A 14,308-nucleotide genomic window follows, 5' to 3' on the forward strand; every position below is an offset into this window, starting at 1 on the left:
GCCATGACCAACCAACAGATGGAAGCGCTGGTTGAACGCATTGTCCAGCGTCTGCGGCCGCCGGTACTGGTAATGGTGACCGCCGCGGCGGGCTACCGGCACGCTATTCGCCAGCGGCTGGCCGGCTGCGGCGAGAGCCTGCACCTGGCGCTGGATAGCGGCATTGACGACGGCGAGCAGTGGCAGAGTATCGGTAAAACGCTACCGGCGGCTGACTGGCAATATGGGCTGCCGTCCGCTGCGTATAAAGCGCTGCTGCTGCCATTTCTCGACTACCCGCTGGCGGCGGATCTGGTGAATGGTTCTCTGCACAGTCCCTTTGCCCGCCGCGTGCACGATGCTCTGCTGAGCGGTCTGCCGGTGCTGGCGCTGCGCTATCACTGCGATCCCGCCAGCGAGCTTAACCAGCTGCGGGGCGCGCAGCCTGATACCGCTTACGCCGGGCATATGCAGGCCACGCTTTCCCGCCTGGCCGAATGCGGCGTCACGCTGTGCACCATGAACGAATTGCTGGAGAAGCTGGCGTCGGGTCGCGAAGCAACGGTGGCGCCGGCGAGCGGTCCGCGCCGTTATCTCACTGTCACAGACGTGGTGAATAATCCGGCGCTGGCCGGTGCGCCTCAAGCGCAGTTAACCGATGCCGCTATCGATTTTTTAAAAAACAGAAAAAAAGAACCTTACCTTAAATAGTAAACCCGGAGTTTAACTTATGTCTTCAAAAACAAAGTGTTGGCTATGGATGCTGCTGGTTATCGTTTCCGAAACCTCAGCCACCTCCACCCTCAAAATGTTCGGCAGCAGTGAAGGGATAACCAAAATGCTGCTGCTCGGGCTGCTGGTACTGCTGTATTGCACCTGCTACTACTCGCTGTCCCGCGCGGTGAAAGATATTCCCGTCGGTCTGGCCTACGCCACCTGGTCCGGTACCGGCATCCTCGTGGTATCGACGCTGGGAATGGCGTTTTACGGCCAGCACCCGGATACCGCCGCCATTATCGGCATGGCGGTTATCGCCAGCGGTATTGTGATCATGAATCTGTTTTCCAAAATGGGTAGCGAAGAGAGCGAGGAAGCGCCCGCAGAAGCCTCGGCTGCTTCATCGCTGGACAAAAAAGTCGCCAACTAACTGAAAAGGAATCGCATATGTTTAACCTCGGATTTTTATGGCTGGCGCTGTCTATCGGCTCCGAAATCACCGGCACGTCGATGATCAAAAAGACCAACGGCTTCAGTAAACTGGCGCCGTCGGTGCTGGTGGTCTGCGCCTACGGCCTGTGCTACTTCGCCCTCACCCGCGCGATGAGCACTATTCCGGTCGGCGTCGCCTACTCGTTATGGTGCGGCTTTGGTATCGTCGGCGTCACGATTTGCTCGATGATCCTCTATAAGCAGAAACCGGATATTCCGGCCATCCTCGCCATGGTGCTGATCATCTCCGGCGGCATCATTATGAACGTCTTTTCCAGCATGTAAGTCACTCCTGCGCCTTCATTTATTGCGGTGAAGGCGCTAAATACCCCTACTAAATAAGCCGTCATTGGCGCAATTAAAAAAACAAAAAACCATCGCCTGCTAACCAAATAATCAATAACGCTAAAAATACGACGAGCGTCAAATTTTTATACTCCACTTATCAATAACTAATTTTTTGTGATTTTAATCGTGGTTATTTTCTCATATTACCTTATTTTTATGGCATCCCTTCAACCACAGAGGACGATGTCATGACGCAAAAATCGATTTATCGCCTCATCGCCCAGGGCGGCCTGGACGACTGGTATAATTTAGATCACCGCATCTCCAACGACTTCCCTCGTTAATTCTCCGCTGCTGTTTACTCCCTAAAAAAATTAATTCAGCACTGCGTTTAGTCGCTATTTGTTGCGCCCATTACTTGTCGCCAAATAGCCAGACGCGGCACAGCATTCCCATGGAGAAAATAAATGAAACGTATCCCTGAGCCGTTCCGCATTAAAATGGTCGAAAATATTCGTATGACCACCTTTGACGATCGCGTCAAAGCGCTGGAAGAGGCGGGCTATAACCCGTTTTTGCTCAATAGCCAGGACGTGTATATCGACCTGCTGACCGACTCCGGCACCGGCGCGATGAGCGACCATCAATGGGCCGGGCTGATGATGGGCGACGAAGCCTACGCCGGGTCGCGTAACTATCAGCATCTGTGTGAAAAGGTCAAAGAGATTATCGGCTATCCGTATACCATTCCCACCCACCAGGGGCGCGGCGCGGAGCAGATTCTGTTCCCAAGCCTGATTGCTCGCCGCAAGTCGGCGCATCCGGTGTTTATTTCCAACTTCCACTTCGATACTACCGCCGCTCACGTGGAGCTTAACGGCGCAAAAGCCATTAACGTGGTGACGCCGAAAGCCTTCGACACGACCTCGTGGTACGACTGGAAAGGCAACTTTGATATTGATTTACTGAAAGCGACCATCGCCGAGCACGGCGCGGAAAACGTGGCGGCGATTATTACTACCGTCACCTGTAACAGTTCCGGCGGCCAGCCGGTATCGCTGGCGAATATGCGCGAGGTGTATCAAATTGCGCGCCAGAACAATATTCCGGTGGTAATCGACTCCGCCCGCTTCTGCGAAAACGCCTGGTTTATTAAACAGCGCGAAGAGGGCTATGCCGATAAATCGGTGAAAGAGATTATTCTCGAGATGTACCAGTACGGCGATATGCTGACCATGTCCGCCAAGAAAGACCCGATGGTGAATATTGGCGGACTGTGCTGCTTCCGCGATGACGAAGAGCTCTTCAACGAAGTGCGCATTCGCTGCGTGCCGATGGAAGGCTTTGTCACCTACGGCGGCCTGGCGGGGCGCGATATGGAGGCGCTGGCTATCGGTCTGGAAGAAGGGACCAACGAGGATTACCTCGCTTATCGCATCAATCAGGTGGAGTACCTCGGTGAACGCCTGCGCGAAGGCGGCATTCCGATTCAGTATCCGACCGGCGGCCATGCGGTGTTCGTCGATGCTAAGCTGCTGCTGCCGCATATTCCGCCGGAGCAGTTCCCGGCGCACGCGCTAAACAACGAGCTGTATCTGGAAGCGGGCATTCGCAGCGTGGAAATCGGCTCCCTGCTGCTGGGACGCGACCCGGAAACCGGTAAGCAGAAGGCGTCGCCGATGGAGCTGCTGCGCCTGACCATTCCGCGTCGGGTTTATACCAACGATCATATGGACTATATCGCTGATGCGCTGATCGCCGTTAAGGCGCGCGCCGCTACGATTAAGGGCCTCACCTTCACCTATGAACCGCCGGTACTGCGCCACTTCGTCGCCAGACTGAAACCGGTGAAATAAACCCTATCAGGGCGCTCTCGCAATAAGAGCGCCATTAATTTAACTCCATCTTTTTAAGCTCAATTATTCGGGTTGCGCCGGGTAGCCGTTTGCCCGCAGCCGTTATCTGTACCCTAAATAATTCGAGTTGCAGAAAGGCGGCAAGAGAGTGACGAATTCGTCGGGAACGAATTTGACCAGCCGAAGGCTGGCCGCCGGTGAGAGGCAGGAGCCTCTCATTAATCCCCAGGAGCTTACTGAGGTAAGTGACTGGGGTGAGTGAACGCAGCCTACACATCTGCAGCTTGAAGTATGACGGGTATAATAATTATAGCCACGTGAGGAATGCACCTTATGGCTACACTATCAGTCTCAAAAGCGGTCTCAACTAATACACCATCGCTGATTGGCGGAGCGATGATTATCGGCGGCACGATTATTGGCGCAGGCATGTTTTCTTTACCGGTGGTGATGTCCGGTGCCTGGTTTTTCTGGTCGCTGCTGGCGCTTATCTTTACCTGGTTTTGCATGCTGCATTCCGGGCTAATGATCCTCGAAGCCAATCTCAATTATCATATTGGCGCCAGCTTCGACACGATTACGAAAGATTTACTGGGAAACGGCTGGAATATTATCAACGGTCTGACCGTCGCCTTTGTATTATATATCCTGACCTACGCCTATATTTCCGCCAGCGGTTCGGTTATTCAGCATACTTTTGCGCAGATGAACCTCGCGGTTCCCGCACGCCTGGGCGGGCTGGCGTTCGCGCTGATCGTCGCCTTTATCGTCTGGCTGAGTACGAAAGCGGTAAGCCGGATGACGACTATCGTGCTGGGCGCCAAAATTCTCACCTTCTTTATGACCTTTGGCGGTCTGATGTGGCACGTGGAGCCCGCGATTCTGTTTAACCGCGCGGAGGTCAATGCGTCCTATCTGCCCTACGTTCTGATGACGCTGCCGTTCTGCCTGGCCTCCTTTGGCTATCACGGCAACGTCCCCAGCCTGATGAAGTACTACGGTAAAGACCCGCTTATCATTCGCCGCTGCCTGCTGCTCGGCACGCTGATGGCGCTGGTGCTATATATCATCTGGCTGGTCGGCACAATGGGCAATATTCCGCGCCCGGCGTTTATCGCTATCGCCGAAAAAGGCGGCAACATCGACGTGCTGGTGCAGACCTTAAGCGGCCTGCTGAACAGTTCGACTCTCGATTTATTGCTGACCGTCTTTTCCAACTTCGCCGTCGCCAGCTCATTCCTGGGCGTAACACTCGGCCTGTTCGATTACCTGGCGGATCTGTTTAAGTTTGACGATAGCCGGCTGGGGCGGTTTAAAACCGCGCTGGTGACCTTTCTGCCGCCGATCGCCGGCGGTCTGCTGTGGCCTGACGGTTTTATCTACGCCATTGGCTTCGCCGGTCTCGCCGCTACCGTCTGGGCCGCTATCGTCCCCGCCCTGCTGGCGCGCGCCTCGCGCAGGCGTTTCGGCAGCCCGAACTATCGGGTCTGGGGCGGCAATGCCATGATTATCCTGATTTTATGCTTCGGCGGCGCCAACGCGATAATTCATGTTTTATCCAGTTTTAACCTGCTGCCAGTTTATCGCTAAATGAAAAAAGGCTTTCACTCGCGCCACTTTTCGTGGCAGGATAAAAAGATGAACAGAAACGTTGTCATCTCTCACTTCCGCCGTTGGTGGCTGCCTGCATAACAGGCGGCAAGATTTCACGTTTCCTCTAATCAAAGCCGCCGGAAGGCGGCTTTGTTGTTTCTGAGTGTCGCCCTTCGGCCTGATAGCATCCTAAGGAGTCACTCATGAACACCAGCCAAACGATCCTGACCGGCGACCGTCCTACCGGCCAGCTGCACCTCGGCCACTACGTTGGTTCCCTGCGCCAGCGCGTGCTGCTCCAGCACGACCATCAGCAGTTTATCCTCGTCGCGGACCTACAGGGACTGACCGACAACGGCAGTAACCCACAAAAAATCAGCAGCAATATCCTTGAGGTGATGGCCGATTATCTCGCCGTCGGTATCGATCCGCAGAAGACCACCATTTGCCTGCAATCCGCTCTGCCGGCGCTGGCCGAACTCAGCGCGCTGTATATGAATATCGTCACCGTCGCCCGGGTTGAACGCAATCCGACGGTGAAAAATGAAATCGCCCAGAAGGGATTTTCCCGCTCGCTGCCGGTGGGATTTTTAGCCTATCCCATAAGCCAGGCCGCCGATATCACCGCCTTTAAGGCCGAACTGGTGCCGGTTGGCGACGATCAGCTACCGATGATTGAACAGACCAACGAGATCGTGCACAAAATGAATAGCCTGACGACGACGCCGATCTTACAGCACTGCAAAGCGCTGCTCAGCGACGTCAGCCGCCTGCCGGGCATCGATGGCAACGCCAAAATGTCGAAATCGCTGGGCAACACGCTCACCCTTTCGGCCAGCGAAGAGGAGATCCATCGTGCGGTCAGCGCCATGTATACCGATCCGAATCATCTGCGGGTCGCCGACCCGGGTCAGACAGAAGGCAATGTGGTCTTTACTTATCTCGACGCCTTTCATGCTGATAAGGCCTTCGTTGCCGAGATGAAAGCCCACTATCGGCGCGGAGGACTGGGAGACAGGCAGTGCAAAAACGCGCTGGAGACCTGCTTACAGGAGCTGCTGGCGCCGATACGCGAGCGTCGGGCGACTTATATTCAGGATAAAGGCATGCTGCTGGCGCTGCTGCGCCGGGGAAGCGAACGGGCGCACGAACTGACACAACGGACGCTGCATGAAGTAAAACGCGGGCTGGGGCTGCCGGTGCTGTTTTGAGGCGTGGAAATATCTCCGCGTTGAAAGCCGTTGCCATATCTCTCCCGGGGGCGGCGCCTGACGCGCCTTGCCCGGGCTACAGGTTCACAGCCGCCTGCGGTCAGGTAGCCCGGACAGGCGCAGCGCGCCGCCTCCGGAAAGGCTCTCCGCGTTGAAAGCCGTTGCCATGTCTCTCCCGGGGGCGGCGCCTGACGCGCCTTGCCCGGGCTACAGTTGCACAGCCGCCTGCGGTCAGGTAGCCCGGACAGGCGCAGCGCGCCGCCTCCGGGAAGGCCTCGGCAGATTGGCAGATTAATTCCCGTCGCCTTCATGCATCTTCACGCAGTTGCGCCCATTGCGCTTGGCGACGTACAGCGCGCTGTCGGCATCGCGCAGCAGCAGATTGTAATCCGGATGACCGGAGTGGACGGCGTAGCCGATGCTGGCGGTAATCGAAATCTCATTGTCAGCGCCAACGCTAAATGCCAGCTGGCTGATTTTTTTACGCAGCCGTTCGAGGATAGTAAAGGCTTCCGCAGCGCCGGTCTCCACCAGCACCAGCAGAAACTCTTCGCCGCCGTAGCGGAAGATATAATCGCTGGAGCGAATATTATCGCTGAGCAGCTCCGCAACGTGCTTAATCGCCCGGTCGCCGACCATATGACCCCAGCTATCATTGATCTCTTTAAAGTGGTCGATATCGATAATCGCCACCGTCATCGGCAGTTCATATTCCATCGCCAGCGTCACTTCATGCTTAAGCACCACCGGCAGATAGCGGCGGTTCAGCAGGCTGGTCAACGTATCTTTACCGCTTTGCATCTGCGACAGGCTGCTAAACAGCACGCCCAGCTGGCTGCCGATCTGCTGGCAATGGATATGGATCCCCTGCAGCAGAGCCTGCGTATTTTTATACTCAGAACCGTCAGATGAGGATTTCCAGGCGGATAACAGCGCATCCACCTTGCTAATTAAATCGGCGATTTCCTGCATTTGCGGATTTTTGTTAAAATAACGCACGCATTTATGGCGGAACCACAGGCCAAATTCCGAATCAGATAATAACGCCCCGTTAATATCCGTTTTATTATCGCTGACAATATTAAAAATAGCGGTATTTTCCCATCCGGAGAGCGAAGCCTGCTGTTTGCCATATTCCAGCGGCACGTTATCCATCAGGCTATACAGGCGGTAGGCCTCTTCATTTTTCGTCGCCCGATAGTGCGACAGGGTATAGGCATGGCACATCATTTCTACCGCCATATTAATGGCCATGATGGCGTAGTAGATGGCGGCGACGCTGGTCTCGCGATCGAAGTGACTATCGCGGATATTTTCAATCAGCCCGGCTTTCAGCTGGCGCGCGCCGCGAAGTACCGCCTCTGCCGGGATTCCGATGCGTGAATGAATGCTGCCGATCAGATACTGCCGCTCCGCCAGCGCCTGCAAATTTTCCTTATCGCACATCAGGATATCTTTCACCCATCCGGCCAGCGAGCTGCTGAGCCGTTCCTGAACTAAGTCATAGCTAAGGTGCCGCGCGATGTCAGGATCCTGGAAAATAAAATCATAAAAACGGGTCGCTAACGCCTCCGCCTGCTGCCCGGCAATATTTTTAAGTACCGCCCTCACTTCCGGCGTCAGGCTGTCGTACAGCGGCAACCACTCCTTAAAAATAATTGAGATATATTTTTGGCTTTCATCTTTCATTGAATAAAGCGCTCGCCCGGCGTGAGTGTATTTTCAGGGCCGCCGATCATACAACAGTTCTCCAGGAGCAACCAGATTAAAAATGCACCAGTCGCCCGGGAATAATATCCTCTGGTTATTAGCGCTGAAAAATAGCTTATATGTACGATGATTTAATGAAGCGCGGAAAGATTATCTGCGCCGGTATCCGGAGCATAAAACCCAATAAGCATAATGGATAATATTGACCCACTGCGCTGCGGACCGTTTTTATGTTAACTCAACGACAAGACCCTGCTTTGTATATGGACATACTCATCGCGGGTGTTAGTATGACATTGACGGTAGCAATAAATATGCGTGTTTCATTTAAGGCGAGGATTGCTGATGATGACCACATTGATCGCACCTCCTTCTGACCGGTTAGCAGCGCTGCTGGAACCCTGCGCCGGTTGGCCTTATCCCCGATTCCTCCCTTTCCTGAAGAGACGAAACTTCGCCATGCGGAGGAGAAGCGCGCACCACTCAGCCAATGGAAAAAAGCGAGTCGCGTATGGACAAAATCAAACGACGTTGGGTTGGATACGTTATTGGTTTAGCAGTGGTGATTGCCGCTGCGGCATGGTGGATGCTGCGCCCGCCGGGGGTTCCGGCAGGATTTGCCAGCAGTAACGGTAGAATCGAAGCCACAGAAGTCGATATTGCCACCAAAACCGCCGGACGTATCGATACCATCCTGGTCAAAGAGGGGCAGTTTGTTCGTCAGGGCGATGTGCTCGCGCGTATGGACACCCGAGTGCTCAACGAACAGCGGCTGGAGGCCGCCGCGCAAATCAAGGAAGCAGAGAGCGCGATTGCCGCCGCGAAAGCCCTGCTCGACCAGCGTCAAAGCGAAATGCGCGCCACGGAAGCGGTGGTGAAGCAGCGGCAGGCGGAGCTGAACTCCTCGGCTAAACGCCACGTCCGCTCCAGCACGCTCTCGCAGCGCGGTGCGGTCTCCGCCCAGCAGCTGGATGACGACCAGGCGGCGGCAGAAAGCGCCAGGGCGGCGCTGGAATCCGCGAAAGCTCAGGTCTCTGCCGCCAGGGCCGCGATTGAGGCGGCGCGAACCAGCATCATTCAGGCGCAAACCCGGGTCGAGGCCGCCCAGGCGACCGAACGGCGGATTATCGCCGACATCGACGATAGCGAGCTGAAAGCGCCGCGCGATGGCCGTATTCAGTACCGCGTTGCCGAACCGGGAGAGGTACTGGCGGCGGGAGGCCGGGTGCTGAATATGGTCGACTTGTCCGACGTTTATATGACCTTCTTCCTGCCGACCGAGCAGGCGGGTCTGCTGGCGCTGGGCAGCGAAGCGCGAATTATCCTTGATGCCGCGCCGAATCTGGTGATTCCCGCCAATATCAGTTTTGTCGCCAGCGTGGCGCAGTTTACGCCCAAAACGGTGGAAACCAGCGATGAACGGCTAAAGCTGATGTTCCGCGTGAAAGCCCGCATTCCGCCAGAGCTGCTGGCAGAGCATCTGGAGTATGTGAAGACCGGCCTGCCCGGTATGGCATGGGTCCGTCTGGATAACCAGCAGGCGTGGCCTGAAGCGCTGAAGGTGAGGTTGCCGCAATGAAAACCGTCGCCCGCCTGGAAAACGTCAGCCAGCACTTTGGCGCAACCGTCGCGCTGAAGGACATTACGCTGAGCATTCCCGCCCGCTGTATGGTGGGCCTGATCGGGCCTGACGGCGTGGGCAAGTCCAGCCTGCTATCGTTGATCTCCGGCGCGCGAGTGATTGAGCACGGTAACGTCATGGTGCTCGGCGGCGATATGAGCGATGTGCGCCATCGCCGGGACGTCTGCCCGAAAATCGCCTGGATGCCGCAGGGGCTAGGAAAGAACCTCTACCATACCCTGTCGGTCTATGAAAATGTCGATTTCTTTGCCCGTCTGTTCGGCCATGATAAAGCCGAACGCGACATCCGCATCAATGAGTTGCTCCAGAGTACCGGCCTGGCGCCGTTTCGCGACCGTCCGGCGGGAAAACTCTCCGGCGGGATGAAGCAAAAGCTCGGCCTGTGCTGCGCGCTTATTCACGACCCGCAGCTGCTGATTCTTGATGAACCTACCACCGGCGTCGATCCCCTCTCGCGAGCGCAGTTTTGGGATCTGATCGACAGCATTCGCCAGCGTCAGCCGGACATGAGCGTGCTGGTCGCCACCGCTTACATGGAGGAGGCGGAACGTTTTGACTGGCTGGTAGCCATGAACGCGGGGGAAGTTCTGGCAACCGGCAGCGCCGATGAGCTTAAAGCGCATACGGCAAGTCAGACGCTGGAACAGGCGTTTATCGCTCTGCTTCCCGAAGCCCAGCGCCTGGCGCATAAAGAAGTGATCATCCCACCGCGCAATGCCGATGAAAGCGAAATTGCGATTGAAGCGCGCGGGCTGACGATGCGCTTCGGTCAATTTGTCGCCGTTGATCACGTCAACTTTCGCATCGCCCGCGGCGAGATTTTCGGCTTCCTCGGATCTAACGGCTGCGGCAAATCAACAACCATGAAAATGCTGACCGGACTGCTACCGGCCAGCGAAGGCGAGGCGTGGCTGTTTGGACAACCGGTCGATCCCAGAGATATCGAAACCCGCCGCCGCGTCGGCTATATGTCGCAGGCCTTCTCTCTCTATAGCGAACTGACCGTACGGCAAAACCTTGAGCTGCATGCCCGCCTGTTCCACATTCCGGATGCGGAGATCCCCGGGCGGATCGCCGAAATAAGCCAGCGCTTTATGCTGGAAGAGGTAGAGGATACCCTGCCCGCTTCGCTACCGTTAGGTATTCGTCAGCGGCTCTCGCTGGCGGTCGCGGTGATTCATCGCCCGGAAATGTTAATCCTTGACGAACCTACCTCCGGCGTCGATCCGGTGGCCAGGGATATGTTCTGGCAGCTAATGGTCGATCTGGCCCGTCAGGATCGGGTGACCATTTTTATCTCCACCCACTTTATGAATGAAGCGGAACGCTGCGATCGCATTTCGCTGATGCATGCCGGAAAAGTCCTGGCCAGCGATACGCCGCAGGCACTGGTCGAACAGCGCGGTTCGGCCACGCTTGAAGAGGCATTTATCGCCTGGCTACAGGAGGCGGCAGAGGCGACGCAGCCGCCAGATGCGCAGGCTACAGCGGTTCCCGCGATAGAACACAAAACCGAAAGCAGTGTGCCGCGACAGGCGTTCAGCCTGCAGCGCCTGTTTAGCTACAGTCGCCGCGAGGCGCTTGAGCTGCGCCGCGATCCGGTTAGATCGACCCTGGCGCTGCTCGGCACGGTGATCCTGATGTTTATCATGGGTTACGGGATCAGTATGGACGTCGAAGATCTGCGATTTGCGGTGCTCGACCGCGACCAGACCGTCAGCAGCCAGGGATGGTCGCAAAATATCGCCGGCTCGCGCTACTTCATCGAACAGCCACCGCTACAAAGCTATAGTGAACTGGACAGAAGAATGCGCAACGGCGAGCTGGCGGTGGCTATCGAGATCCCGCCCAACTTTGGCCGCGATATCGCCCGAGGGACGCCGGTGCAAATTGGCGTCTGGGTGGACGGCGCGATGCCGAACCGCGCGGAAACCGTGCGCGGCTACGTGCAGGCCATGCATCTGGCCTGGCTGCAGGAGATGGCCAGCCGCCAGGCTAGCCCCAATCGCGATACTTCACTGATTTCCATTGAGACCCGCTACCGCTATAACCCGGATGTGAAGAGCCTGCCGGCGATTGTTCCGGCGGTGATCCCGCTACTGTTGATGATGATCCCGGCGATGCTCAGCGCGCTCAGCGTGGTCCGCGAGAAAGAGCTTGGTTCAATCATCAATTTATACGTGACGCCAACCACCCGCAGCGAATTTCTGCTGGGTAAACAGGTGCCGTATATCGTACTGGGGATGTTTAACTTCTTTCTGCTCTGCGCACTGTCGGTCTTTGTCTTTGGCGTACCGCACAAAGGGAGTTTTCTGACGCTCACCCTGGCCGCGCTGCTCTACGTCACTATCGCCACCGGACTTGGCCTGCTGATTTCAACCTTTATGAAAAGTCAGATTGCGGCGATTTTCGGCACCGCGATCATTACGCTTATCCCGGCGACGCAGTTTTCCGGGATGATCGACCCCGTCGCCTCGCTGGAAGGGCCTGGGCGCTGGATTGGCCAGATTTATCCAACCAGCCACTTTCTGACGATTGCGCGAGGAACGTTTTCCAAAGCGCTGAATCTGACCGACCTGTGGGGATCCTTTATTCCGCTACTTATCGCGGTTCCGCTGGTGCTGGGCCTGAGCGTGTGGCTGTTGAAAAAACAGGAGGGATAATGCGCGGACTACGCAATATTTATAATTTGGGAATGAAAGAGCTCCGTAGCCTGCTGGGCGATAAAGCGATGCTGACGTTAATTGTCTTCGCTTTTACCGTCTCGGTTTACTCCTCCGCAACCGTCATGCCGGGTTCGCTGCATCTGGCGCCCATCGCTATTGCCGACATGGATAAGTCGCAGCTTTCATCGCGTATCATCAATGGTTTTTACCGGCCCTGGTTTTTGCCTCCGGAGCTGATTACAGCTGATGAGATGGACGCCGGACTGGATGCGGGGCGGTATACTTTCGCCATCAATATTCCGCCGGATTTTCAGCGCGACGTTCTGGCCGGACGCCAGCCCGAGCTGCAGGTTAACGTGGACGCGACGCGAATGAGCCAGGCGTTTACCGGCAATAGCTATATCCAGAATATTGTCACCGGCGAGGTGAACAGCTTTGTCGCCCGCTACCGGGACAACGGCACGCTGCCGGTTGAGCTGGCCGTCAGAATGCGTTTTAACCCGAATCTGGAGCAGGAGCGTTTCGGCGCCGTCATGGCAATCATTAACAATATCACCATGCTGGCGATCGTGCTGACCGGGTCGGCGCTGATACGCGAGCGGGAACATGGTACCGTGGAGCACCTGCTGGTTATGCCGGTCACGCCGTTCGAAATCATGATGGCAAAGATATGGTCAATGGGGCTGGTGGTGCTGGTGGTTTCCGGGCTCTCGCTGATGCTGATGGTTCAGGGGGTTCTGCAGGTACCGATAGAGGGCTCAATACCGCTATTTATGCTGGGGGTAGCCCTGAGCCTGTTTGCTACCACCTCAATCGGCATTTTTATGGGGACGGTGGCGCGTTCAATGCCGCAGCTGGGGCTGCTGATGATTCTGGTGCTTTTGCCACTGCAGATGCTATCCGGCGGCTCCACGCCTCGCGAAAGTATGCCGCAGGCAGTACAGGACATTATGCTCACCATGCCGACAACCCACTTTGTTAGTCTGGCGCAGGCTATTCTTTATCGAGGCGCTGATTTCTCTATCGTCTGGCCGCAGTTTCTGACGCTGCTGGCTATCGGTGGCGTGTTTTTTACTATCGCGCTACTGCGTTTTCGTAAGACGATCGGGGAAATGGCCTGAGGTCATGCCGGTATCGCCGCTTGTCGCCGTACCGGCTCTATTTCTTACGGTTCATAAAGCGCCGCAGGAGCCAGGTGAATCCCATCGCCATGCTGAACAGGATAAATAGCAGCAGCACCCAGCTAACGGAGATTCGCAGCAGCGTACTTAGCGTCATAAAAGGCTGTAAATTCACGGTAAATGAGTGGTCTACCGACTTGCCCAGCATCGTCATTACACTCTCCGTTAGCCATACGAGCAGCCAACAAACCAGCCAGATAATCGCCGGCCAGCAGAGCAAAACCAGAAAGGTAAAACGCTCCTGGATATAATTTATCAGTTGGCGCAAAGGAGGCCAGTTAATCAGAATTTTCATTACTATTCTCATATTGCCAGCCGGTAACATGCATTATTCGTCAAAAGACGTTACCGGGTTAGCTTCCATACAGGCAATGCACCCTATGTTTTTAGCAAATTTGAATTAACTTAAACCAGATCGAGTTAACAAAGTGTTAAGGACACTAAGACATTTCGCTGAAAAAGTCCAGCGGTTATGCCCATAGCCCGCCGCGTCGCGAAGCTTTCTCACCTGTTTGTTAATATATTTACATTAGAGTAACTTAAGAATTAGTACAGAAATATTCTTAAAATAATTCACATTAAATATTAAGAAGCAGGTTTATATATATGGTTATTTCTTTGTCAATTGCCAATCAATAGAAAAAAACGCCTCAGGATATTATTTCATTCAGAAAGCGAATTTATCGTCGATTATTTTCCAATAAATAATTACGCTGCCATAAATGTATTTTCATTCTTCGTAGCGGCTAATTGGTAGTTTTCGGGGCGGCCTCCACAGAAACAGAGACGCTCACAAGGATGATGCAGGCAATAAAAGATAAAACGTTATCTGTATAGATTCTGCGCATGAGAGCCAGCGATACCCTCGGACAGCATAAATCCGGCAGGATTCATGAGGGATATTGGATACAGGGAGAACGATGTCCGGCAGTTTCAGACGACAAAAACGCAAAAAGCCCATCCGTCAGGATGG

12 protein-coding genes are annotated in these 14,308 nt (G+C 55.2%); 10 read left to right on the forward strand and 2 right to left on the reverse strand.

All coding sequences use genetic code 11. The features are described from left to right. Positions 1-3: 3 nt before the first annotated feature. The 7 genes from ABLV11_RS05945 to trpS all read left to right on the forward strand — a co-directional run bounded on the left by ABLV11_RS05945 (position 4) and on the right by trpS (position 6,136). Positions 4-690: a hypothetical protein gene (locus ABLV11_RS05945; protein WP_064345393.1), complete on the forward strand. Its 687-nt coding sequence runs from the start codon at positions 4-6 to the stop codon at positions 688-690. Between the two features lie 19 nt (positions 691-709). Beyond that, positions 710-1,126: a multidrug efflux SMR transporter gene (locus tag ABLV11_RS05950; RefSeq protein WP_004108687.1), complete on the forward strand. Its 417-nt coding sequence runs from the start codon at positions 710-712 to the stop codon at positions 1,124-1,126. Between the two features lie 17 nt (positions 1,127-1,143). Continuing rightward, positions 1,144-1,473 (forward strand): multidrug efflux SMR transporter, encoded by a 330-nt coding sequence (locus ABLV11_RS05955; protein WP_004108688.1) that lies wholly within the window; start codon positions 1,144-1,146, stop codon positions 1,471-1,473. 251 nt (positions 1,474-1,724) lie between these two features. After that, entirely contained in the window at positions 1,725-1,820 is a 96-nt protein-coding gene (gene tnaC, locus ABLV11_RS05960) for a tryptophanase leader peptide (RefSeq protein ID WP_004098218.1), read from the forward strand. Positions 1,821-1,943: 123 nt separating this feature from the next. Next, positions 1,944-3,332, forward strand: a complete 1,389-nt coding sequence (gene tnaA / locus ABLV11_RS05965; protein WP_004108691.1) for a tryptophanase — start codon at positions 1,944-1,946, stop codon at positions 3,330-3,332. A gap of 333 nt (positions 3,333-3,665) precedes the next feature. After that, positions 3,666-4,922, forward strand: coding sequence for a tryptophan permease (gene mtr / locus ABLV11_RS05970; RefSeq protein ID WP_004108693.1), 1,257 nt, complete (start codon positions 3,666-3,668; stop codon positions 4,920-4,922). Positions 4,923-5,128: 206 nt separating this feature from the next. Then, positions 5,129-6,136, forward strand: coding sequence for a tryptophan--tRNA ligase (trpS, locus tag ABLV11_RS05975; RefSeq protein WP_004108695.1), 1,008 nt, complete (start codon positions 5,129-5,131; stop codon positions 6,134-6,136). 291 nt (positions 6,137-6,427) lie between these two features. Here trpS and ABLV11_RS05980 read toward each other — a convergent pair whose 3' ends face one another. Then, positions 6,428-7,825: a diguanylate cyclase gene (locus ABLV11_RS05980; RefSeq protein ID WP_004108697.1), complete on the reverse strand. Its 1,398-nt coding sequence runs from the start codon at positions 7,823-7,825 to the stop codon at positions 6,428-6,430. 532 nt (positions 7,826-8,357) lie between these two features. Here ABLV11_RS05980 and ABLV11_RS05985 point away from each other — a divergent pair. Genes ABLV11_RS05985 through ABLV11_RS05995 form a run of 3 tightly spaced genes read left to right on the forward strand, consistent with a single transcriptional unit; the run spans position 8,358 to position 13,275 of the window. After that, entirely contained in the window at positions 8,358-9,425 is a 1,068-nt protein-coding gene (locus ABLV11_RS05985) for an HlyD family efflux transporter periplasmic adaptor subunit (protein ID WP_023329190.1), read from the forward strand. Further along, positions 9,422-12,151, forward strand: coding sequence for a ribosome-associated ATPase/putative transporter RbbA (rbbA, locus tag ABLV11_RS05990; protein ID WP_004110251.1), 2,730 nt, complete (start codon positions 9,422-9,424; stop codon positions 12,149-12,151). The genes ABLV11_RS05985 and rbbA overlap by 4 nt, the downstream gene beginning before the upstream one ends. Then, positions 12,151-13,275, forward strand: a complete 1,125-nt coding sequence (locus tag ABLV11_RS05995) for an ABC transporter permease (RefSeq protein ID WP_023329188.1) — start codon at positions 12,151-12,153, stop codon at positions 13,273-13,275. Before rbbA ends, ABLV11_RS05995 begins: the two co-directional genes overlap by 1 nt. A gap of 37 nt (positions 13,276-13,312) precedes the next feature. On the opposite strand, the gene ABLV11_RS06000 is transcribed toward ABLV11_RS05995, so the two are convergent. Next, positions 13,313-13,630, reverse strand: coding sequence for a hypothetical protein (locus ABLV11_RS06000; RefSeq protein WP_004108706.1), 318 nt, complete (start codon positions 13,628-13,630; stop codon positions 13,313-13,315). Between the last annotated feature and the right edge of the window lie 678 nt (positions 13,631-14,308).

The sequence above is a fragment of the Klebsiella sp. GW_Kp181 genome, from assembly GCF_040062315.1.
Lineage (GTDB): Bacteria > Pseudomonadota > Gammaproteobacteria > Enterobacterales > Enterobacteriaceae > Klebsiella > Klebsiella oxytoca.

Bases quoted from the DNA above. Each gene is read 5' to 3' on its own strand.
- ABLV11_RS05945 (WP_064345393.1), top strand. From the start codon at position 4: ATGACCAACCAACAGATGGAAGCGCTGGTTGAACGCATTGTCCAGCGT.
- ABLV11_RS05950 (WP_004108687.1), top strand. From the start codon at position 710: ATGTCTTCAAAAACAAAGTGTTGGCTATGGATGCTGCTGGTTATCGTT.
- ABLV11_RS05955 (WP_004108688.1), top strand. From the start codon at position 1,144: ATGTTTAACCTCGGATTTTTATGGCTGGCGCTGTCTATCGGCTCCGAA.
- tnaC (WP_004098218.1), top strand. From the start codon at position 1,725: ATGACGCAAAAATCGATTTATCGCCTCATCGCCCAGGGCGGCCTGGAC.
- tnaA (WP_004108691.1), top strand. From the start codon at position 1,944: ATGAAACGTATCCCTGAGCCGTTCCGCATTAAAATGGTCGAAAATATT.
- mtr (WP_004108693.1), top strand. From the start codon at position 3,666: ATGGCTACACTATCAGTCTCAAAAGCGGTCTCAACTAATACACCATCG.
- trpS (WP_004108695.1), top strand. From the start codon at position 5,129: ATGAACACCAGCCAAACGATCCTGACCGGCGACCGTCCTACCGGCCAG.
- ABLV11_RS05980 (WP_004108697.1), bottom strand. From the start codon at position 7,825: ATGAAAGATGAAAGCCAAAAATATATCTCAATTATTTTTAAGGAGTGG.
- ABLV11_RS05985 (WP_023329190.1), top strand. From the start codon at position 8,358: ATGGACAAAATCAAACGACGTTGGGTTGGATACGTTATTGGTTTAGCA.
- rbbA (WP_004110251.1), top strand. From the start codon at position 9,422: ATGAAAACCGTCGCCCGCCTGGAAAACGTCAGCCAGCACTTTGGCGCA.
- ABLV11_RS05995 (WP_023329188.1), top strand. From the start codon at position 12,151: ATGCGCGGACTACGCAATATTTATAATTTGGGAATGAAAGAGCTCCGT.
- ABLV11_RS06000 (WP_004108706.1), bottom strand. From the start codon at position 13,630: ATGAAAATTCTGATTAACTGGCCTCCTTTGCGCCAACTGATAAATTAT.